Source organism: Citrobacter sp. wls827 (assembly GCF_005280875.1).
Classification (GTDB): domain Bacteria; phylum Pseudomonadota; class Gammaproteobacteria; order Enterobacterales; family Enterobacteriaceae; genus Citrobacter; species Citrobacter youngae.
Genome location: NZ_SZWR01000017.1, coordinates 219980 through 242019 on the forward strand (window position 1 = coordinate 219980; position 22040 = coordinate 242019).

At 52.7% G+C, this 22040-nt stretch carries 22 protein-coding genes; 12 read left to right on the forward strand and 10 right to left on the reverse strand.

Annotation, left to right across the window (positions count from 1 at the left end; genetic code table 11):
- From dauA to lolB, 4 genes are all read right to left on the reverse strand, one after another.
- Nucleotides 1-1652: C4-dicarboxylic acid transporter DauA (gene dauA / locus FDX03_RS11580; protein ID WP_048211457.1), on the reverse strand; the 1652-nt coding region annotated here is incomplete at its 3' end.
- A gap of 151 nt (nt 1653-1803) precedes the next feature.
- Nucleotides 1804-2751 (reverse strand): ribose-phosphate diphosphokinase, encoded by a 948-nt coding sequence (prs, locus tag FDX03_RS11585; RefSeq protein ID WP_001518537.1) that lies wholly within the window; start codon nt 2749-2751, stop codon nt 1804-1806.
- A gap of 264 nt (nt 2752-3015) precedes the next feature.
- Nucleotides 3016-3867: a 4-(cytidine 5'-diphospho)-2-C-methyl-D-erythritol kinase gene (gene ispE / locus FDX03_RS11590; protein WP_048211458.1), complete on the reverse strand. Its 852-nt coding sequence runs from the start codon at nt 3865-3867 to the stop codon at nt 3016-3018.
- Nucleotides 3864-4487, reverse strand: coding sequence for a lipoprotein insertase outer membrane protein LolB (lolB, locus tag FDX03_RS11595; RefSeq protein ID WP_048211459.1), 624 nt, complete (start codon nt 4485-4487; stop codon nt 3864-3866). Before lolB ends, ispE begins: the two co-directional genes overlap by 4 nt.
- Nucleotides 4488-4791: 304 nt before the next feature.
- Between lolB and hemA the strand changes: the two genes are divergently transcribed.
- The 6 genes from hemA to kdsA are packed head-to-tail and all read left to right on the forward strand — an operon-like array spanning nt 4792 to nt 10097.
- Nucleotides 4792-6048, forward strand: a complete 1257-nt coding sequence (hemA, locus tag FDX03_RS11600) for a glutamyl-tRNA reductase (RefSeq protein ID WP_040233235.1) — start codon at nt 4792-4794, stop codon at nt 6046-6048.
- Nucleotides 6049-6089: 41 nt separating this feature from the next.
- Complete coding sequence (gene prfA, locus FDX03_RS11605; protein ID WP_048211460.1) at nt 6090-7172, forward strand: peptide chain release factor 1; 1083 nt, start codon at nt 6090-6092, stop codon at nt 7170-7172.
- Complete coding sequence (prmC, locus tag FDX03_RS11610; RefSeq protein WP_048211461.1) at nt 7172-8005, forward strand: peptide chain release factor N(5)-glutamine methyltransferase; 834 nt, start codon at nt 7172-7174, stop codon at nt 8003-8005. The genes prfA and prmC overlap by 1 nt, the downstream gene beginning before the upstream one ends.
- A complete protein-coding gene (gene sirB2 / locus FDX03_RS11615; RefSeq protein WP_061068025.1) occupies nt 8002-8394 on the forward strand; it encodes an invasion regulator SirB2 in 393 nt (130 codons plus the stop codon). The genes prmC and sirB2 overlap by 4 nt, the downstream gene beginning before the upstream one ends.
- Before the next feature lie 3 nt (nt 8395-8397).
- Nucleotides 8398-9207, forward strand: coding sequence for an invasion regulator SirB1 (gene sirB1 / locus FDX03_RS11620; RefSeq protein WP_048211462.1), 810 nt, complete (start codon nt 8398-8400; stop codon nt 9205-9207).
- A gap of 35 nt (nt 9208-9242) precedes the next feature.
- Nucleotides 9243-10097 carry a 3-deoxy-8-phosphooctulonate synthase gene (kdsA, locus tag FDX03_RS11625; protein ID WP_048211463.1) on the forward strand — a complete coding sequence of 285 codons (855 nt, stop codon included), beginning with the start codon at nt 9243-9245 and terminating at the stop codon, nt 10095-10097.
- A gap of 46 nt (nt 10098-10143) precedes the next feature.
- On the opposite strand, the gene bdcA is transcribed toward kdsA, so the two are convergent.
- Entirely contained in the window at nt 10144-10857 is a 714-nt protein-coding gene (bdcA, locus tag FDX03_RS11630; protein ID WP_101743261.1) for an SDR family oxidoreductase, read from the reverse strand.
- 72 nt (nt 10858-10929) lie between these two features.
- Here bdcA and FDX03_RS11635 point away from each other — a divergent pair, with 72 nt between their 5' ends.
- The 3 genes from FDX03_RS11635 to FDX03_RS23295 all read left to right on the forward strand — a co-directional run bounded on the left by FDX03_RS11635 (nt 10930) and on the right by FDX03_RS23295 (nt 12605).
- The gene (locus FDX03_RS11635) at nt 10930-11523 is read left to right on the forward strand and encodes a TetR/AcrR family transcriptional regulator (RefSeq protein WP_137345959.1); all 594 of its coding nucleotides are present in this window, start codon (nt 10930-10932) and stop codon (nt 11521-11523) included.
- Nucleotides 11495-12082: an amidohydrolase family protein gene (locus FDX03_RS23290; protein ID WP_249357044.1), complete on the forward strand. Its 588-nt coding sequence runs from the start codon at nt 11495-11497 to the stop codon at nt 12080-12082. The genes FDX03_RS11635 and FDX03_RS23290 overlap by 29 nt, the downstream gene beginning before the upstream one ends.
- Nucleotides 12083-12146: 64 nt before the next feature.
- Complete coding sequence (locus tag FDX03_RS23295; RefSeq protein ID WP_233606075.1) at nt 12147-12605, forward strand: amidohydrolase family protein; 459 nt, start codon at nt 12147-12149, stop codon at nt 12603-12605.
- 55 nt (nt 12606-12660) lie between these two features.
- Here FDX03_RS23295 and chaA read toward each other — a convergent pair whose 3' ends face one another.
- The gene (chaA, locus tag FDX03_RS11645; RefSeq protein ID WP_061068020.1) at nt 12661-13761 is read right to left on the reverse strand and encodes a sodium-potassium/proton antiporter ChaA; all 1101 of its coding nucleotides are present in this window, start codon (nt 13759-13761) and stop codon (nt 12661-12663) included.
- 403 nt (nt 13762-14164) lie between these two features.
- Between chaA and FDX03_RS11650 the strand changes: the two genes are divergently transcribed.
- Nucleotides 14165-14860, forward strand: a complete 696-nt coding sequence (locus tag FDX03_RS11650; protein ID WP_101743259.1) for a gamma-glutamylcyclotransferase — start codon at nt 14165-14167, stop codon at nt 14858-14860.
- A 60-nt stretch (nt 14861-14920) separates the two neighbouring features.
- On the opposite strand, the gene FDX03_RS11655 is transcribed toward FDX03_RS11650, so the two are convergent.
- Together FDX03_RS11655 and ychN are read right to left on the reverse strand one after the other, a co-directional pair.
- Nucleotides 14921-15166 carry a DUF1883 domain-containing protein gene (locus tag FDX03_RS11655; RefSeq protein ID WP_042318612.1) on the reverse strand — a complete coding sequence of 82 codons (246 nt, stop codon included), beginning with the start codon at nt 15164-15166 and terminating at the stop codon, nt 14921-14923.
- A gap of 263 nt (nt 15167-15429) precedes the next feature.
- Nucleotides 15430-15783, reverse strand: a complete 354-nt coding sequence (ychN, locus tag FDX03_RS11660) for a DsrE/F sulfur relay family protein YchN (RefSeq protein ID WP_137345960.1) — start codon at nt 15781-15783, stop codon at nt 15430-15432.
- A gap of 175 nt (nt 15784-15958) precedes the next feature.
- Between ychN and FDX03_RS11665 the strand changes: the two genes are divergently transcribed.
- On the forward strand, nt 15959-17344 hold the full coding sequence (locus tag FDX03_RS11665; RefSeq protein ID WP_137345961.1) for a YchO/YchP family invasin: 1386 nt from the start codon (nt 15959-15961) through the stop codon (nt 17342-17344).
- 11 nt (nt 17345-17355) lie between these two features.
- On the opposite strand, the gene narL is transcribed toward FDX03_RS11665, so the two are convergent.
- Nucleotides 17356-18006, reverse strand: coding sequence for a two-component system response regulator NarL (narL, locus tag FDX03_RS11670; protein WP_061068018.1), 651 nt, complete (start codon nt 18004-18006; stop codon nt 17356-17358).
- Nucleotides 17999-19795 (reverse strand): nitrate/nitrite two-component system sensor histidine kinase NarX, encoded by a 1797-nt coding sequence (narX, locus tag FDX03_RS11675; RefSeq protein ID WP_048211467.1) that lies wholly within the window; start codon nt 19793-19795, stop codon nt 17999-18001. The genes narL and narX overlap by 8 nt, the downstream gene beginning before the upstream one ends.
- Nucleotides 19796-20134: 339 nt before the next feature.
- Between narX and FDX03_RS11680 the strand changes: the two genes are divergently transcribed.
- Entirely contained in the window at nt 20135-21526 is a 1392-nt protein-coding gene (locus tag FDX03_RS11680) for a NarK family nitrate/nitrite MFS transporter (protein ID WP_061068016.1), read from the forward strand.
- Nucleotides 21527-22040: the final 514 nt, after the last annotated feature.

Consider the following 22040-nt stretch of genomic DNA (forward strand, 5'->3'; position numbering starts at 1 on the left):
TAAATATCTGCCAGCGCGGCATCACGGTTCGGGAAGAACGCCAGACGGCCGGGGATGGGTTGGATACCCGCGCGTGCCATGGTGCGTAGCGGCTGGAATTCCAGATTACTGATACGCAACTCACAACCTTCCGGCAGGCGTTTAACAAAACGCTGGAAGGCGTCCAGACCACCGGCATCCAGTACCGGGACGGCGTCCCACTTCAGCACCACAATGCGTTTGCCTTCAAGGCGAGATTCGAGATCGGTAAAGAGTCCCTCTGCTGCGGCAAAGAAAAGCGGGCCAATAACGCGTAGTACCAGTACATCGTTTGGTACGTCTACGTTGACCGGTGCCAGACGCGTCATGCGTGCAATACGGCGCATAAACAGCAGCGAAGCGAGAACGATACCGACGCTGATGGCGATAACCATATCGAACAGCACCGTCAAAGACATACACATCAGCATAACGATGATGTCGTCTTTTGGCGCGTGGCGCAGGAGATCCACAACTTTATGCGCTTCACTCATGTTCCATGCCACCATCAGCAGCAGGGCAGCCATCGCCGACAGCGGTAACCAGGAAAGCAGCGGCGCAAGCACCAGCAGGGCGAGGATCACCAGAATCGCGTGAATGACCGCAGAAATTGGCGACGTTGCGCCGGCACGAACGTTAGCCGCAGAACGGGCAATTGCCGCCGTGGCAGTGATACCGCCAAAGAACGGTGCGACGATGTTGCCCAGACCCTGACCAATCAATTCGCTATTGGCCTTATGCTTGGTGCCGGTCATCCCATCGAGGACGACAGCGCACAGCAGAGATTCGATTGCCCCGAGCATTGCCATCGAAAAAGCTGCGGGTAACAGTGCCTGTAATGAACTCCAGCTCAGCGTAAAGTTGGACCCTGGCATATCCCATGGCAGTACCAACTGCGGCAGCAGCTGTGGGATACCGTTACCCTGCGAGCCATCGGCCAGAATGTAATGGAACTGAGACCCGATGGTCGCTACATGGCCACCCGTCAGGTTCACGATACCCATCACCGCGCAGCCAGCCAGCAGAGCCGGGAGGTGACCGGGCAGGCGGATCCCCAGACGCGGCCAGAAAATCAGGATCCCCAGCGTCACCACGCCAATCGCGGCATCCCCCACGTTGATGGTCGGCAAGGCCATAAACAGCGCGCCGACCTTCTGCAGGTAGTGCTCAGGGACATGAGCCATCTGCAGGCCAAGAAAATCTTTAATCTGCATGGTACCGATGGTGATACCAATACCCGAGGTAAAACCTAACGTAACGGACACCGGAATGTATTCGATCAGGCGGCCAAATCGAGCGAGGCCGAAAAGGATCAGGAATATCCCGGACATTAGCGTGGCGACCAGCAGACCTGCCAGTCCAAACTGTTGCGACACCGGATACAAAATCACCACGAAGGCGGCAGTTGGGCCTGATACGCTAAAGCGCGAGCCCCCGGTGAGGGCGATAACAATCCCAGCCACGGCAGAGGTGTACAGGCCGTACTGTGGTGCAACGCCACTACCGATTGCCAGCGCCATCGCCAGCGGAATGGCAATTATCCCAACCGTTATCCCGGCGATCAGGTCGCGGGTAAAGCGAGAAACGGTATATTTTTCTTTCCAACAAGCGTCGATGAGGGCGCGGAAAGGCATCACATGTGAGGAAAATAATCTGTTCACAATAATGTTTCATCCATGGGCGCATCATCTGTCAATTGAATGGCAGGTGAAGGAGGCAAAAGTCATACAAATAAATATTACAGATAAAAAAACCCGCCGCAGCGGGTTTTTGAGCCGGGTTCGATTAATGCTCGAACATAGCAGAGATGGATTCTTCGTTGCTGATACGACGAATCGCTTCGGCCAGCATACCCGACAGAGTCAACGTACGCACGTTTGGCAGTGCTTTGATTTCGTCGGTCAGTGGAATGGTGTCACAGACAACGACTTCATCAATTACTGAGTTGCGCAGGTTGTTTGCCGCATTACCTGAGAAGATCGGGTGAGTTGCATAAGCAAATACGCGTTTAGCACCACGCTCTTTCAGCGCTTCAGCTGCTTTACACAGCGTACCGCCGGTATCGATCATGTCATCAACCAGCACGCAGTCACGGCCCGCAACGTCACCAATGATGTGCATCACCTGAGAAACGTTCGCGCGCGGGCGACGTTTATCGATGATAGCCATATCGGTATCGTTCAGCAGTTTAGCGATAGCGCGGGCACGCACGACGCCACCGATGTCTGGAGAAACCACAATCGGGTTGTCCAGATTCAACTGCAGCATGTCTTCTAACAGAATCGGGCTACCGAATACGTTATCAACCGGCACATCAAAGAAGCCCTGGATCTGTTCAGCATGCAGGTCAACGGTGAGGACGCGGTCAACGCCAACGCTGGACAGGAAGTCCGCGACGACTTTAGCGGTAATCGGAACACGAGCAGAACGTACGCGACGATCCTGACGTGCATAGCCGAAGTAAGGGATAACGGCGGTGATACGGCCTGCGGAAGCACGGCGCAGCGCATCAACCATAACGACCAATTCCATCAGGTTGTCGTTAGTAGGGGCACAAGTGGACTGGATGATGAAAATATCACCACCGCGTACATTTTCATTAATTTGTACGCTGACTTCGCCGTCGCTAAAGCGACCTACAGCGGCGTCGCCGAGTGAAGTGTACAGGCGGTTGGCAATACGTTGTGCTAGTTCCGGGGTGGCGTTACCAGCAAAAAGCTTCATATCAGGCACGAGAAGAACCTCAGGCATGCGTCCATTGGTGGAAAGAATCTGCCGAAAACTGTGCGGGCCAGGCAGTATCCTCTCCAGGCGGTGTATTAAAGAGCGCGATGCAACGTCTGGAACAGGGTGACGTTGTCACCGCAACTCAGCTTGCCCGGCTTACTCGTCATCAGCCGCGTTTCATGTGCTGGCATCAATTTCTCACACCAGTCACATACTTTTGTATGTGTCTGGCGATTCGTCATCTCGCCATCTTCCTGAAACCCAAATGATTTAGAGTAGCGCTCTGTGCAATGGGGAGAGGTTGACACCTTTCGCCACAAAGCCTTTGAGCCAATCCGGGGCTTGCTCAAGCACCTGGCGAGCACGAGACTCAGTGTCAAATTCAGCAAAGACACAAGCCCCTGTACCAGTCAGGCGCGACGGCGCGTATTCTAACAGCCAGGAAAGCGCCGCATCAACCTCGCGAAAACGTTTTCTTGCGATAACCTCGCAATCATTGCCGAATTCACATTTTAGTAACGTTTCTATTGACCTTTTTGGCGTGTTACGGGGGAGGTCAGGATCGTTAAAAATCACCGGCGTTGGAATACTGACTCCCGGATGGGCGACCAGGTACCATTTTTCTGCTGGATTGACCGGCGTCAGAATTTCTCCTACGCCTTCAGCAAAGGCTGCGTGACCGCGAACGAATACCGGTACGTCGGCGCCCAGCGTTAAGCCCAGTATTGCCAGTTCATCTACAGACAACCCACACTGCCACAGATGATTCAGCGCCACTAAAACGGTCGCCGCATTCGATGAGCCACCACCGAGGCCGCCGCCCATCGGCAGGCGTTTGTCGATACTGATGTCCGCGCCGCTCCCTTTGGGAAGACGATTGCTTTCAGACGCCGTTGTCATTAGCAAACGCGCTGCGCGAACGATCAGGTTGTCTTCATGCTCAACCCCATCAACGGGCGTTAACAGGTGAATTTCACCGTCGCTGCGCAGCGCAATATCTATCGTATCGCCGTAATCCAGAAACTGGAACAACGTCTGCAGCGTGTGATAACCGTCCGCACGCTGCCCGGTGATGTATAGAAATAAATTCAATTTTGCCGGAGAGGGCCAACGGGTCATCATTTCACAATCCAGTTATCCATTTTCAGCTTAATGCGCTGGGAGCCGTCGGACAGCTCCATATTTGCAGGCATCGCCGGCTGCGTTTTGCTGTCGTAGGCGCTGTACACGACTTTCCAGCTTTTGCCATCTTTACTGTAATTCACTTCGCTCAGACGATATTGGTCGTCAAGTTTATAATCGGTGGCGTCTCCCGGCAGACCCAGGATCCACTGGCGCAAGCTGTTCAATGGAATAGGCATGCCGGTCAGTTTACCAATCATCTCTTCGGCGTCGTCAGCGGTGTAGTGCTTCCCTTTGTTGTCGACGAGTTCCACGTTGCCCGGTTGCGCGTTCAGTTCCAGTTCGGTACTGCCCAACGGATTGGTTAGCAGAAGGCGATAGCGATCCTGGCCAGTTTGCTGCCAGAAAAAGCGGGCATACACTTTCTGCTGGTCGGAAATATAGGCAAACGCACCGCGTGTCTGATATTGGTTCAGGGCGCGCACTTCCTGCTGGTGCTGGCGCCACTGCGGAGAGTCGGGGCTTTTGCCGGGACCTTTCGGCGCGTTGAGCGTACAGGCAGTAAGAACCAGGGCCGCCAGCGGCAGCAGGCGAATCAGGCGAAAATCAGGCAGGGTCATAATGATGACAAATCCTTGTAATACGATGCATTAATTGCCTGATGGCGCGGCGCTTATCAGGCCTACAAACTGAATCCGCAGGTCGGAAAAGACGCGTTTTTCGCCATCCGGCAAAATCATGCCAGCGGTTGCAGTTATAACCCTTAATGCTAGCGCCGACCGTGAATATCGTCTACGGTCACGTTATCTTAATTTAAACCGTAAGCTATTACTCCAAAAGGGGGCAGTCTCTTTTATTGGCTGCACGCATCCTGTATGATGCACCCAGTCTAACCTTATCAACGCTGGTACTATTCCCGCACACATGACCCTTTTAGCGCTTGGTATTAACCATAAAACGGCACCTGTATCGCTGCGAGAACGCGTAACGTTTTCGCCGGATACGCTCGATCAGGCGCTGGACAGCCTGCTTGCGCAGCCAATGGTGCAGGGCGGGGTAGTGCTGTCGACGTGTAACCGCACAGAGCTGTATCTCAGCGTAGAAGAGCAGGATAACCTGCAGGAAGCGCTGATTCGCTGGCTGTGTGAGTACCACAATCTGAACGAAGAAGACCTGCGCAGTAGCCTGTACTGGCACCAGGACAACGACGCCGTCAGCCATCTGATGCGTGTCGCCAGCGGTCTGGATTCTCTGGTGCTTGGCGAGCCACAAATTCTGGGGCAGGTGAAAAAAGCGTTTGCGGACTCGCAAAAAGGCCATCTGAACGCCAGTGCGCTGGAACGTATGTTCCAGAAATCATTCTCTGTCGCGAAGCGTGTACGCACAGAAACGGATATCGGTGCCAGCGCGGTGTCCGTCGCGTTTGCTGCCTGTACCCTGGCGCGTCAGATCTTTGAATCCCTTTCCACGGTAACCGTGTTGTTAGTGGGGGCCGGCGAGACCATCGAGCTGGTGGCGCGACATCTGCGTGAGCACAAAGTGAAGAAGATGATCATCGCTAACCGCACACGTGAGCGTGCGCAGGTGCTGGCCGATGAAGTCGGCGCCGAGGTGATTTCTCTGAGCGATATTGATGCCCGCTTACAGGATGCCGATATTATTATCAGCTCTACCGCCAGCCCGCTGCCTATTATTGGCAAGGGGATGGTCGAACGTGCGCTAAAAAATCGCCGTAATCAGCCTATGCTGCTGGTCGATATTGCGGTACCACGCGATGTTGAACCGGAAGTGGGCAAACTGTCCAACGCCTATTTGTACAGTGTTGACGACCTGCAAAGCATCATTTCGCATAACCTGGCGCAGCGCAAAGCGGCCGCCGTGGAAGCGGAAACCATCGTTGCGCAGGAAACCAGCGAGTTTATGGCCTGGCTGCGAGCACAAAGCGCAAGCGAGACCATCCGCGATTATCGCAGTCAGTCTGAACAAATCCGTGATGAACTGACCGCTAAAGCGTTGGCTGCTCTGGAACAGGGCGGTGATGCGCAAGCCATTATGCAGGACCTGGCGTGGAAGCTGACTAACCGCCTGATCCACGCACCAACCAAATCACTTCAACAGGCCGCCCGTGACGGGGACAGTGAACGCCTGAATATTCTGCGCGACAGCCTCGGGCTGGAGTAGCAATACACCAATCTCATTTTTTACAGGGTGCATTTACGCCTATGAAGCCTTCTATCGTTGCCAAACTGGAAGCCCTGCATGAACGCCATGAAGAAGTTCAGGCGCTGCTCGGTGATGCGGGAACTATCGCAGACCAGGAACGCTTTCGTGCATTGTCGCGCGAATATGCGCAATTAAGTGATGTTTCCCGTTGTTTTACGGACTGGCAACAGGTTCAGGAAGATATCGAAACGGCACAGATGATGCTCGACGATCCTGAAATGCGTGAAATGGCGCAGGATGAACTGCGCGAAGCAAAAGAAAAATGTGAACAACTGGAACAGCATCTGCAGGTTCTGCTGCTGCCAACCGATCCTGATGATGAACGTAACGCCTTCCTCGAAGTGCGTGCGGGAACCGGTGGTGATGAAGCGGCGCTGTTTGCGGGCGATCTGTTCCGCATGTACAGCCGTTACGCTGAATCGCGTCGCTGGCGGGTAGAGATCATGAGCGCCAGTGAAGGCGAACATGGCGGGTTTAAAGAAGTCATTGCCAAGATTAGCGGCGAAGGCGTTTACGGGCGACTAAAATTTGAGTCCGGCGGTCATCGCGTACAGCGCGTACCGGCGACCGAATCTCAAGGGCGTATCCATACTTCCGCTTGTACGGTCGCGGTGATGCCGGAACTGCCGGAAGCAGAACTGCCGGATATCAACCCAGCCGATCTGCGTATTGATACCTTCCGCTCATCCGGCGCTGGGGGTCAGCACGTTAACACCACCGACTCCGCTATCCGTATTACCCACTTGCCGACCGGCATTGTGGTGGAGTGTCAGGACGAACGTTCACAGCATAAAAACAAAGCGAAAGCGATGTCAGTGCTGGGCGCGCGTATTCGTGCCGCCGAAGTGGCCAGGCGTCAGCAGGCGGAAGCCTCTGAACGTCGCAACCTGTTGGGCAGTGGCGATCGCAGCGATCGCAACCGTACCTATAACTTCCCGCAGGGGCGTGTGACCGATCACCGCATCAACCTGACGCTTTACCGTCTGGATGAAGCGATGGAAGGTAAACTGGATATGCTCATTGAGCCAATCGTCCAGGAATACCAGGCCGACCAGTTGGCGGCGTTGTCCGAGCAAGATTAATGGACTATCAGCAATGGCTGCGTGAAGCAATAAGCCAGTTACAGACCAGTGAAAGCCCGCGCCGTGACGCCGAGATTTTACTCGAGTTTGTCACCGGTAAAGGGCGTACCTTTATTCTGGCGTTCGGCGAAACGGTGTTAACCGAGGCGCAGCATCAACGGCTCGGTACATTACTGGAACGCCGTCAGCGGGGTGAGCCGGTGGCACATCTGACCGGTGTGCGCGAGTTCTGGTCGCTGCCGCTGTTTGTGTCTCCGGCTACGCTTATTCCACGCCCGGATACCGAGTGCCTGGTTGAACAGGCACTGGCGCGTTTGCCTGCCTCGCCGTGCCGTATTCTCGACTTGGGAACCGGTACGGGCGCCATCGCGCTGGCGCTGGCGTCTGAGCGTCCGGATTGCACGGTGACAGCAGTTGACCGCATGCCGGATGCCGTAAACCTGGCAAACCGCAATCGACAAAATCTGGCTATCGACAATGTGCATGTGTTGCAAAGTGACTGGTTCAGTGCTTTGCAGGGGCAGCAGTTTGAGATGATCGTCAGTAACCCGCCGTACATCGACGAGCAGGATCCGCACCTGGCGCAGGGCGATGTACGTTTTGAGCCGCTATCGGCACTGGTAGCGGGCGAGCAGGGTATGGCGGATATCGTGCATATCATTGATCAGTCTCGACACATGCTAACGCCCGGCGGTTATCTGTTGCTGGAACATGGCTGGCAGCAGGGTGAGGCGGTACGCGACGCGTTTACCCGCGCAGGTTACCAGGCGGTTGAAACCTGTCGTGACTATGGCGGCAACGAGCGGATTACGCTCGGGCGCATCCCATCATGAATTCGTTCAGCACACTACTTACTATTCATCTCGTTAGCATCGTGCTTTCTGTCGGGCTACTCACGTTGCGTTTTTGGTGGCGTTCTACCAATACACGTCTTGCATCATCGCGCTGGACGCGTATTCTGCCACCGATCATTGATACCGTTTTACTTCTCAGCGGCGTGGCGTTGATCGCTAAAACGCACATCCTGCCATTCACCGAGCAGGGGACATGGCTGACTGAAAAGCTGTTTGGGGTTATCATTTACATCGTTTTGGGTTTTATTGCGCTCGATTACCGTCGGGCGCGCAGTCAGCAGGCGCGATTAATCGCATTTCCGCTGGCGCTGGTGGTGCTGTACATCATCATTAAACTCGCCACCACAAAAATACCGTTACTGGGGTAAGTCATGAGGTCGTTAGCTGATTTCGAATTTAATAAAGCGCCGTTGTGTGATGGGATGATCCTGGCGTCGGAGTCTATCCGTCTGGATTTTCCAACACAAACTGTCTATGACGAACTGGAACGTCTGGTTGGTCTGGCGCAAGAAGAAATTAGCCAGCTCCTGTCTCAGGATGAGCAACTGGATAAACTGCTGGCACTTTTTTACGGCGAATGGGGTTTTACGGACACCCACGGCGTCTATCGTCTTTCTGATGCACTATGGCTCGACCAGGTTCTGAAAAATCGTCAGGGCAGTGCGGTTTCACTCGGTGCCATCTTATTGTGGATTGCTAACCGACTGGATCTGCCGTTGGTACCGGTGATTTTCCCGACACAACTCATCCTGCGTATTGAATCGCTCGATGGTGAAATGTGGCTAATCAATCCGTTCAATGGCGAAACGTTAAATGAACACACGTTGGAAGTGTGGCTGAAGGGTAACATTAGCCCGGTTGCCGAACTGTTCAACGAGGATCTTGACGAAGCGGATAACGCGGAAGTGATCCGCAAACTGCTCGACACGCTGAAATCATCGCTAATGGAAGAGCGACAAATGGAACTGGCGCTGCGAGCCAGCGAAGCATTACTGCAGTTTAATCCTGAGGATCCGTATGAAATACGCGATCGCGGATTAATCTACGCGCAGCTGGAATGTGAACATGTTGCGCTGACTGATTTAAGTTATTTCGTTGAGCAGTGTCCGGAAGACCCGATCAGCGAAATGATCCGTGCGCAGATTAATACTATTTCGCACAAGCAAATTGTATTGCATTGATTAATAACACTTTACCTACCGTTTAAGGCGATCCTATGAAACAAAAAGTGGTTAGCATTGGCGACATCAACGTGGCAAATGACCTGCCGTTCGTGCTGTTTGGCGGAATGAACGTGCTGGAATCCCGCGATCTGGCGATGCGCATTTGTGAGCACTACGTAACCGTTACTCAAAAGCTGGGTATCCCTTACGTGTTCAAAGCCTCCTTTGATAAAGCCAACCGTTCTTCCATCCACTCTTACCGTGGGCCAGGTCTTGAAGAAGGGATGAAAATCTTCCAGGAACTGAAGCAGACGTTTGGCGTAAAAGTGATCACCGACGTTCATGAAGCCAGCCAGGCACAGCCTGTTGCCGATGTGGTGGATGTGATTCAGCTGCCGGCATTCCTTGCTCGTCAGACCGACCTGGTAGAAGCGATGGCGAAAACGGGCGCTGTTATTAACGTGAAAAAACCGCAATTCGTAAGCCCGGGTCAGATGGGCAACATCGTGGATAAATTCCATGAAGGCGGTAACGACAAGGTTATCCTGTGCGACCGTGGTGCGAACTTTGGTTATGACAACCTGGTTGTCGATATGCTGGGCTTTAGCGTGATGAAGAAAGTTTCCGGTAACTCTCCGGTGATTTTTGACGTCACCCACGCGCTGCAGTGCCGTGACCCGTTTGGCGCAGCAAGCGGCGGTCGCCGTGCACAGGTCACCGAACTGGCTCGCGCCGGTATGGCGGTAGGCCTGGCGGGTCTGTTCATTGAAGCGCACCCGGATCCAGCCCATGCTAAATGCGACGGTCCATCCGCGCTGCCGCTGGCGAAACTGGAACAGTTCCTGACGCAGATTAAAGCCATTGATGACCTGGTGAAAAGCTTCGACGAGTTGGATACTGAAAACTAAGAGCGTTGAACAGGCCGGGGGATATTCCTCCGGCCTGTTATTTCCGTCAGGCGCCAAACGCGCCGTCAATAGTATGCATTGCGCCTGTCACAAACCCTGCTTCAGGTCCAGCAAGCCAGGCAACCATTCCGGCAACTTCTTCCGGTCGCCCATGTCGTTTTAGTGCCATAAAGCTGTGCATCAGCTCTTTCAACGGGCCTTCTGCCGGATTGGCATCGGTATCAATCGGGCCAGGTTGCACAACGTTCACCGTAATACCACGCGGACCAAAATCACGAGCCAACCCTCTCGCCATCCCTTGTAGTGCCGACTTGCTCAACGCATAAGAGGCCATACCGGCGATGGGCATACGGTCACCATTTACTGAACCGATAATAATGATTCGTCCTCCATCAGGCATCTGGCGTGCAGCCTCCACCGCGGCGTAGTAGGGGGCGTGAATATTAATGCGGAAAAGACGTTCAACTTCATCAGGATCCTGCTCCAACGCGTCGCCGAACAGGATAATCCCAGCGTTAACGACCAGCACATCTAACGGGCCACTTTCCCGCACCCGTGCGATAACGTCCTCGCGTCTGGCGCTGTCGGTTTGCGCCGTATGGGTGCCAGTCTCATCGGCCAGCGCTTTGGCGGCGTCAGGAGAGCCGGAATACGTGAAGGTGACGGATGCGCCCTCCGCGGCAAAGCGGCGTACAATTGCCGCACCGATCCCACGACTACCACCAAGAACCAGCACCGATTTACCCTTGAATGAAGACATCAGATACTCCTTGAACAATTATGTAGTGATCGATATATAATTGGCGCATGGTTTTCTGTCAATGGATTTATAATGGTCACTACAAAATACCCACGCGCGCCGGGTCGACCACGTAATTTTGACCCAGAGCAGGCGGTTGCGACGGTACAACGCTTATTTCACGCTCACGGCTACGATACCGTTAGCGTGGCGGATGTCACTCAGGTACTGGGTATCAAACCCCCCAGTTTCTACGCTGCTTTTGGGAATAAGCTCGGCCTTTATCAACGAGTATTGAGCCGTTACGTACAAACCGATGCGATCCCTTTTGACGATATTTTATGTGCCGACAGACCCGTTGCTGACTGTCTGGCAACGCTGCTTGAGGAGGCGGCACGTCATTACGCAGCCGATCCCGATGCGGCAGGATGTTTAGTGCTGGAAGGAACACATTGCAATGACCCTGAGGCACGCAATGCCGCCCGTGCGTTCTACTCGGTAGCTGAAAATAAGATCCATAACTTTATTGCCCAGCGTTACCCCGAAGAGGCGAAAAGTATGACCGATTACGTCTGTACCACGATGTTGGGTTTGTCGGGAAAAGCGCGTTGCGGACACTCGCTTGAACAACTGGTATCCAGCGCGCAACTAGCCAGCCTTGCGTTTCGGCACAGGTTTCCTGATTAGCTTTGCACAAAAAAGGAAGATAAACATGATGAGTAAAATGGGCCTTTGCTTCAAAACACCTCCTCCTGCGATGCGTAATATGGCGTTGGCTGTAATGCTGATGGGGACATCCTCTTTGGCTTCTGCACAGGATAAAGCTGATGTTGTTTTGTATAACGGCCAGCTTATTACCATGGACGAACAACAACCAAACGCGCAGGCTCTGGCGGTAAAAGGGCAACACATTATTGCTGTCGGAAATAATGAAGAGATTAAAAAATGGTCAGGGCAGAATACGCGAGAAATTAATCTTGCGGGTAAAACGGTGATTCCTGGATTAATTGATACGCATCTGCATGGTATTCGCGGAGGAAGGACGTTCTTATTCGAAACCTACTGGTTTGATGCCAAAACTATACCTGATGCTCTGCGCAAACTGTCGCAATCGGCAGAAGAGAAAAACGCAGCGCAGTGGGTGGCCGTGGTGGGATCATGGATACCTGAACAATTTGTTGAAAAGCGAGATCCCACCCTACAGGAACTGAATCAGGCGCTGCCTGCAAACCCTGCAAACGCATGATATTACCCAGCTTCGCTGGTCAATAGCCCATTTAAATACCGGTACGGCAGAGACGATAGCCCGGATGAAGCAATTAGGTTTAGCCTATTCCGTGCAGATGGGGCCGTATTTTGAATCTCCCGCCATTGAACGCGCTAATGGTAAAACCGTTGCAGCACAGTCATCCCCCATTCAACCCGCACTAGAGCAAGGCGTGATCGTTGCAGGGGGAACGGATGCGACAAGAATTGGCGTTGCGGGTGTGTGGCATGCCATTGAATACCATGTGACGGGGAAAGCGCTCGACGGCTCTGTACGTGATGAGGAACGTCGGATCAGCCGGGAAGATGCGTTAAAAATGTATACGCTAAATGCCGCCTGGCTGGCATTTGCCGAACAACAGAGAGGGAGTTTGCGCGCTGGCAAGCTCGCTGATTTTGCCGTTCTGGATCAGGATGTTCTGGCAGTTACTGCAGATAAACTGCACCAGACACAAGCGCTATTAACGTTTGTGGATGGCCAACAGGTCTACCCGGAGCAATAAACCAGGATAAAAAAACGGCCCTGCAAAGGGCCGTGGGTTGCACCTGAGTTGATTATCAGGCGAATATCGTCATCAGGTAGGCGATAAACAGTGCCAGATGCGCTGCACCGTTGAGCACATTGGTGCGTCCGGTGGAGAAGGATATATGGCACAGCACCAGCGAAGAAACCATGACAATCATCTCTGGTGCGCCCAGCGCGAACACCAGGTCATTCCCTGTTGCCCAGGCAATCAGTGTGACGACGGGTACGGTCAGTGAGATGGTGGCAAGTACTGAGCCGAAGAATAAATTCATCGCTCGCTGCACCTGATTGTTCAGTACTGCTTTCAACGCACCTAAACCCTCAGGGGAGAGAATAAGCAACGCCACCAGGAAACCGGTAAATGCCACTGGTGCATTCAGCTCAGTGAGTAATGTTTCCAGCGGATTGGCATTCATTTTGGTGACGGCAATAACGGCAATCAAATGGATGACAAGCCAGGCTGCGTGCCACAGATTGCTGTGCGCTGAAGGTTTACCGTGATGTGGGTCATCGCCGTCCCCCTCATCTTCATGTTCGTAAATGAACAGGCTCTGGTGTGTTTTAGTCTGGATCAGCAAAAATACGCCGTACATTGCTGCTGAAATTAAGGCTACCAGCAGTGCCTGTGCGGTGGTGAAATTCGCTCCCGGTAATGCCATCGGGAATACCAGCACGATAATGGCCAGCGGGAATAGAGCAATTAAATACTGCTTAATACCGAACAGGTTCATATACTGGGTGGCAAATTTGCGGCCACCCAACAGTAATGAAAACCCGACCAGCCCACCGGTTACGATCATAATGATTGAATAGAGCGTATCGCGCATTAGCGTGGGTGCGGCGTCACCAGTTGCCATTAATGCGGAAATTAAACTGACTTCGAGAATAACCACCGAAAGGCTGAGAATCAGCGAGCCATAGGGTTCACCAAGTCGGTGAGCTAATACGTCTGCATGACGGACAACGCTGAATGCGCTACTTAATATACCAATAAGGGCTAGTGCGTTAATGCCGATGACCACTGGTAGTGACTGACTGCTCCCCCAAAAGAACAGTACTACCAGCGCCAAAATCGGAAAGGCGAGTGAGGTCTCCTTGTGGCGGGTTTTTACCGCCTCATGTGCATGTGTCATGTAATTAATTCTCCATCTCTGCAGGTGCTTATAATTATAAATGTATTAAAGAATGTAAAAAATAACAGATCTTTCGGTATTTCCGATCTGATTTTACGTAATTTTACGGCATGGACCATTTTTTGCATCAAAGTGAGCAAAATGGTGTGTCTTGTTTAGAGAGCATTTAAATAACAAGATGTTAGATTTCTAAATCAATCAAAATATCACACGATGAGATGCTGACGGTCGCGCCAGACCGGGACATAAAAAGAGGATATAAAGTGCCGTTGAGCCTTTGTTGCCTTGCATGCAGTCGATGAATTGCCTATTGTCCAGGTATTGGTTTCAAAATGAGCAGTAAAAAAGCCTGGAAGGCGTCAAAAAAGTTGTCGCAGGGAAGTCGCAGTGGCGGAGGTGTAAGGTGTTAACGCGTGATTTTTTATTGAATGCTGACTGTAAGACGGCATTTGGTGATATTGAAGAATCACTACTCTGGTCGGCGGAACAACGGGCAGCCTCACTGGCCGCCACGCTTGCCTGCCGTCCAGATGATGGACCGGTGTGGATCTTTGGTTATGGATCGTTGATGTGGAACCCGGCGTTAGAGTTTGAAGAGTCCTGTACCGGGACGTTAGTCGGCTGGCATCGCGCATTTTGTTTGCGCCTGACGGCAGGGCGAGGAACGGCGTGTCAGCCGGGACGGATGTTGGCCCTGAAAGAGGGGGGGCGCACTACGGGTGTGGCATACCGTTTACCGGATGCATCGCTGGAGCAAGAGCTGTCCCTGCTGTGGAAGCGTGAAATGATCACGGGTTGCTACCTGCCAACGTGGTGTCAGCTCACGCTGGATGATGGCCGAACGGTGAGTGCGCTGGTCTTTATTATGGATCCGCGACATCCATTGTTTGAGTCCGATACCCGTGCTCAGGTTATCGCGCCGCTTATTGCTTCTGCCAGTGGGCCATTGGGAACTAACGCGCAATATCTGTTCTCGCTGGAACAGGAATTGGTGAAGTTGGGGATGCAGGATGACTGTCTTAACGATCTGGTGATTACGGTTAAAAGATTGTTGGGAGAGAACCTGCCGGAAGGCGTCATGCGACCGGGATTTGCCTAGGCGTTGCCAGGTTATCTGTTGTGTGCCCGATAAGCGTAGATGCTTTCGGGCAGTACATCATCAGGCTGCAATATAACTGATTGAATGCTCCAGAGACTGGCTGTGGCTGTCGATCAGCACGTTCCAGACGCCGGTATACGGTACAGTCAGCCATGCGTTATCACGATTCTGCACGCTTAAAATGTCGGTCTGCGTGTCTTTGACGTGATTTTTCTCGCTCATCAGATGGATGTGACAACGCTCCGAACAGCGTACCACCACCGTATCTCCACCAAATAATTTCAAACTTGCCTTCACTAATGCCATTTTTCACCCCGTTCTTGAAAACAACGTACTTTCTGTCGAAAGTGCTGCGTGATGTTGTTCACATTTCACTCATTGCATAACACCAAAGGGGAGGGGGCAGGATGCTGATTTTGATCAAAAAATGGCATAACGATTAAACAAAAATGACAAAATCCCTTAAAAGGGTTGAAAGGGCGAGCTTACGTTTAACGAAACCGCGCCCATCTGAGATTAAATCGGGAAATTACCGGCACTTTCAGTACGCTTGCCTGAAAGTGCCGGCATCAGAAGGTCAAAACCTTATCTGCTGCCAGCGTCCACTGAGCCAGTTCCACCAGCGTACCGACTTCAACGCCATCAATTAACGGCAGAGTGGTGATCCCGCGGCCATCGGTACAGGTTTTGCAGAGTTTTACCGGAACGTTTTGTGCTGTCAGGATTTCCAGCATTTGCTGAATATTATAACCTTCCCCCGGTTTCTGCCCGCGCAGCCCTGCAGTGACGGCATCCGACATTAAAAACAGACGCAGGTCGAGGCTGCCCTCCTGCTCGCGCAGAGCGATGGCCAGACGCAGACTGTTGAATAACGACTCGCTTCCATAGGCTGCACCGTTCGCGATGATCACTATCTTTTGCATTTTTACTCCTGTTGCTGCATGTGAACGTTAATAACTGACACGTATGTTACACCTATTTCCCGATGCCAGGATAATGCCGAAAAAGGAAGGAAGGGCTGAAAATCAATGCTGAAGACGTTATGGTTTAAGATAAGTATGCCGCTGTGGCTAATTGATGTAAGAAACCGCTAACGATTTGAGCCGTAATATTTATTTATCTCTCGCAGTATTCTCACTCTTGCCGTTTGCAGGCGGTACTGCCAGCGCGCAATCGTCTTTTATTCACCAGGCGGAGAACCCTTTCGATAACAATAGTGATGGCTTGCCCGATCTCGGTATGGCGCCGGAGTCGCGGGCAGGCGAAAAGCACTTTGCCGAAATGGTTAAAGCGTTTGGGGAAGCCAGCATGACCGATAACGGCCTTGATACTGGCGAGCAAGCGAAGCAGTTCGCGTTTGGCCAGGTGCGTGACACAGTCAGTGAGCAGGTGAATCAGCAACTGGAATCCTGGCTTTCTCCGTGGGGGAATGCCAGCGTTGGGTTGCAGGTGGATAATGAAGGTAGCTTTGCCGGCAGTCGAGGAAGCTGGTTTATCCCGTGGCAGGACAATCAACGCTATCTCACCTGGAGCCAGCTGGGACTGACGCAGCAGGACGAAGGCCTGGTCAGTAATGCGGGGATTGGGCAGCGCTGGGTACGTGACGGTTGGTTAGTGGGTTACAACACCTTTTATGACAACCTGCTGGATGAGAATCTGCCGCGTGGCGGGTTCGGCGCCGAGGCGTGGGGAGAGTATCTGCGGCTATCCGCCAACTACTACCAGCCGTTTTCCTCGTGGCAGAATCGTTCTTCGACACAGGAGCAAAGGATGGCGCGGGGCTACGACCTTACTGCGTTGATGCGGTTACCCTTTTATGAGCATCTCAATACCAGCGTCAGCGTCGAGCAATATTTTGGCGATCGGGTAGACCTTTTCCATTCGGGAACGGGCTACCGCAATCCGGTGGCGGTAAACCTGGGACTGAGCTATACGCCAGTGCCGCTGATTACGGTGACCGCGCAGCATAAACAGGGCGAAAGCGGGGTAAGCCAAAATAATCTGGGATTGACCCTCAATTATCGTTTTGGCGTTCCGTTAAATAAACAGTTAATGGTGAGTGAAGTCGCAAACAGCCGATCGCTGCGCGGGAGTCGTTATGACGATCCTCAGCGTAACAGCGTGCCAACGCTGGAGTATCGCCAGCGTAAAACCTTATCTGTATTTCTGACAACACCGCCGTGGGATCTGAAACCCGGCGAGACGGTAGCGTTGAAATTACAGGTGCGTAGTCAGTATGGCATCCGTCATCTGACATGGCAGGGAGACACGAAAGCATTGAGTTTAACGGCCGGAAGCCATCCTCGTAGTGCGCAAGGCTGGACGGTTATTATGCCGAAGTGGGATAGCAGTGAAGGAGCAACCAACCGTTGGCGGCTGTCCGTCGTCGTGGAAGACGAGCAGGGCCAGCGTGTCTCTTCCAATGAGATCACGCTATCACTGCCCGAACCGTTTAATGCCGTTTCGGGAAATGATCCTCGTTAATACTCGCGTTATCAGAAGATGCGTTCCTGGTGCACCCATACCGCGGCTTCAACGCGTGATTTAAGCTTCATTTTCTTCAGCATATGCTTTACATGCACTTTTACCGTGCTTTCGGTGATATCGAGGCGGCGAGCAATCATCTTGTTAGGCAGACCCTGGGCGATGAGCTTAAGAATATCGCGTTCACGTGGCGTCAACTGAGTTACATCACGATCGGAGGTCGCACGGTTAGCGCGCAGGCTGGCGGCCAGAACCGGGGTTAAGGCTTCGCTCAGTACCATTTCGCCGGCGGCAGCCTGTTGCAACGCCTTCAGTAGATCTTCTGGCTCCATGTCTTTCAACAGATAGCCGTCAGCACCGCGTTTCAGGGCAGTCACGACGTCTTCTTCATGGTTGGAAACACTGAAAACGACGATGCGTCCGGACAGAGATTTCTCTCGTAGCTTATCAAGCGTTTCCAGACCGTTCATTCCCGGCATGTTGAGATCAAGAAGGATCAGATCGGGATCAAGTGATTCAGCCAGCTCGATACCCTGCTCGCCATTACTGGCTTCGCCGACCACGGTGATATCGGACGCCATGCTGACAAGCTGTTTTACACCGGTGCGCAGCATCGGATGATCGTCGATCAACAGGATGGTTGCCGGTTCCAGATTACTCATGGGTATCTCCTTGGACTTCTGTGAAGTTTGTTTCGGGAATAAAAGTGACAGCAACTTCAGTACCGCCCGTCTCTCGACGGCGTACACGGCAATCGCCGCGCAAGCTCTGCGCACGGTCGCGCATTATAATCATGCCGTAGTGGTTACTGCGTTCGGCGTTTTCTGGTACGCCGCAGCCGTTATCTTGCACTGTCAGTTTGACCTGTTTGCCATTTTGCACCACCGCCACGATGACTTCATTGGCCTGAGAGTGTTTAAGCGCATTACTCAGGGCCTCACGGGCAATCTGCAGCAGGTGGATCGCCTGATGTGAAGGGACCAGGCGCGGCGGCAACTGATAATCCAGCTTCACCGTAAAACCAAAGCGAGCGCTGTATTCCTGGCAGCTGGCTTCCAGCGCGGGCCGCAACCCAGGCTCAGTCAACTGCAAACGGAAGGTCGTCAACAATTCACGTAGCTGTGCCCAGGAGGCGTTCAGCTCGTTACGAATCTGACTTAGCAACTCACGACTGTTTTCCGGGAGCGCGTCGCCCTGCATCTGCAAACAACTGACCTGCATCTTCATACAGGAGAGCGATTGTGCAATAGAATCATGGAGTTCGCGAGCAATGGTGGCACGCTCTTCCATCACGATCAACTGCTGCTGACGTTCCTGGTGTCTGTCCAGCGCCAGTGTTGCGGTGAGTTGTTCAACCAGAGTATCGACCAGTTGCTGCTGATCGTGACTGAGATGACGCCCGTACGGCAAGGTGGCGAGCAGAATACCGTACTGGGTATGCGCATCGGTCAGCCGCCATTTCAGCGTAGTACCACCATCAATGGCGGGCAGTGTGCCTCGTGGACACAGATGACACCCTTTTTCATCGCAACTGGCACTCGACTGGCAGGTAAATTCCTGATGATTATCTTCATCTTCCAGGTCATAAACCCGCAACTCAATATCGTGCAGCAGCGTTAAATTTTGCAACCCGTTGAGTACCGGTGAAAGCCGCTCACACAACGGTATCTGTGAGTGCAGACGGCGGTTGGCTTGCCACAGGAAAGAGAGGATCTGGTTTTTATGTTCCAGACCCGCGGTTTTTTCCTGCACCCGCTGTTCCAGTACGGCATAACTTTCGGCCAGTTCTTCGGACATATTGTTCAGCGCCGAACCCAGTGCCGCCATCTCATTACGTCCGCTGATATGCGCACGTTGCGTAAAATCACGCTGGCTGACGGCGCGGGCCATCGCCAGCAGTTGTTTCCACGGCTGCAGCAGACGTACGCGCAGCCAGATAATCGTAAAGACCAGCAGCAGAGCCATAAATACTGCCATCAGGCGATGCAGCATAACAACGCGTTCAATACGCAACTCCGTGGTATGGTCAAAGGCGGTAACCAACTTATCCAGTCCGGTCACAAAGCGTGAAACGTCGTCGGCGACCGCATCCCCCGTTTGTGCATGTTTAAGCCCAGGTGCCAGTTCGGTGTGCCAGTAATCCTGTAATGCCTTTAACTGGATCTGCTGGCCGTCGCGCTGCGCGGCACGAGTCAGTTCAGGGCTAAACGCCGTTTGTTCCATTTCATCCAGCAGCGGTTGATCGCTGGCGTCCAGCGGTACGGCAGCCAGCAAACGGTAGCTCTGCATGCGTAGCGAGCCGGCTTTATTGATCGCGTGAGCGCTACCCTGAATGCCTTGAACCAGCCAGCCGGAGACAGCCATACCCGCCACGCCAAGCGCGGTAGACAGCAAAACAATCAGCGCCACCTGGTTAACCAGCGTAAGCGGGGAAAGACAACGTTTAAACATGTGACTTCTTCCTTCGGGTTCTCAGTGAGCAGAAAACCTTATTGAATGACGATTCTGCTGCAGGCAGTGCCGCTATTCTCAGCGATACACTGGAGTATACCCATACCTCAAACGGGCTACCCCTTAATTGCCGGCAGGGGGAGAGATCCTGGACGTCGGGGAGTAGGGTGCGACAGAAGCGTGAAAAACCACATCTTTTTTACCGAAGTTATGTACTCATTTAGGGTAATGATAAATTTTAGGCGTTAATAATGACACCTTTTCCTTTGATTTATATCAACTTACCCCCGGCTGTAAACCCTAATGTTGCAGGCATCGAAACAAGTATCAGAGGTGTCTATGAGTCACTCATCTGCCCCGGAAAGGGCATCTGGAGCTGTAATCACGGAATGGCGGCCGGAAGATCCCGCCTTCTGGGAACAGCGTGGTCAACGAGTTGCCAGCCGTAACCTGTGGATTTCAGTCCCTTGTCTGCTGCTGGCGTTTTGCGTATGGATGTTATTTAGCGCAGTGGCGGTGAACTTACCGAAAGTGGGATTCAATTTCACCACTGAGCAGCTGTTTATGCTGACGGCATTGCCTTCAGTTTCCGGCGCGCTGCTGCGCGTACCGTACTCCTTTATGGTTCCCCTGTTTGGTGGACGACGCTGGACAGCGTTCAGCACAGGTATCCTGATAATCCCCTGCGTGTGGTTAGGCTTTGCTGTGCAGGATACCACCACGCCGTTCAGTACCTTTATTATTATCTCCCTGCTGTGCGGTTTTGCCGGTGCGAACTTTGCTTCCAGCATGGCAAATATCAGCTTCTTCTTTCCAAAACAGAAACAGGGCGGCGCGCTGGGGTTGAACGGCGGCCTGGGCAACATGGGCGTCAGCGTGATGCAGTTGGTTGCGCCGCTGGTGGTCTCACTGTCCATCTTCGCCGCTTTTGGCAGCCATGGCGTTGAACAACCGGATGGCACGCAGTTGTATCTGGCAAACGCCGCATGGATTTGGGTGCCGTTCCTCGCTATTTTCACGCTGGCCGCATGGTTCGGTATGAACGAACTGGCAACCTCAAAAGCCTCGCTGAAAGAGCAATTGCCGGTGCTGAAACGCGGGCATTTGTGGATTATGAGCCTGCTGTATCTGGCAACCTTCGGCTCTTTCATCGGCTTCTCCGCAGGTTTCGCGATGCTGTCAAAAACGCAGTTCCCGGAAGTGCAGATCCTGCATTATGCCTTCTTTGGGCCGTTCATTGGCGCTTTGGCGCGTTCTGCGGGCGGCGCAATCTCTGACCGTCTGGGCGGGACCCGCGTCACGCTGGTGAACTTCGTGCTGATGGCTATTTTCAGTGCCTTATTGTTCCTGACGCTGCCATCAAACGGTGTCGGCGGCAACTTCATTGCCTTCTTCGCCGTGTTCCTGGCGCTGTTCCTGACGGCCGGGCTGGGGAGTGGTTCAACCTTCCAGATGATCTCTGTCATCTTCCGTAAGCTGACGATGGACAGAGTGAAAGCTGAAGGCGGTTCAGAAGAGAAAGCGATGCGCGAGGCGGCAACCGACACTGCGGCAGCGTTGGGCTTTATCTCTGCTATTGGTGCGATCGGCGGCTTCTTTATCCCGAAAGCATTTGGTACGTCCCTGGCATTAACCGGTTCTCCGGTCGGTGCGATGAAAGTATTTCTGATCTTCTATGTCGCCTGCGTGGTCATCACCTGGGTGGTATACGGACGTCATTCTAAAAAGTAAAAAAGAGGTATACACAAAATCATTCTAACTGCATCAAGGCGGCAAGTGAGAAATCCCCAGGAGCTTACTGAAGTAAGTGACTGGGGAGAACGAACGCAGCCAACGCAGAAGCAGTTTGAAGGATGAAGTGTAGGTTGATTATCCATTGCGCGGTGTTAGACCGCGCTTTTTTTTGCCTGTAATTAGTTACAACATACTTTTGTATTGTGGCATGACAACAGCCTGTGAGAACGGCGTACGCAATATGCTAAGCAGGGGGGATACCCCTTAATACCCACTTATAAAGAATTTAACATTTGCATGATAAATGAATTATTTAAAATCCTTTAAATTCAATTCATTACGTTAAATATCAATATCCCACTTTGGGGGTATGTAAAAACCAACCCTCATTTTTCATCCCTGTCTGCCTTGATCGTTATCAATTATCACGCCCTTTCAGAGCGTTACCTTCACTCCCAATCAAGCAATGTCGATTTATCAGAGAGCCGTCAGGCTCCTACAGGAGAAAACC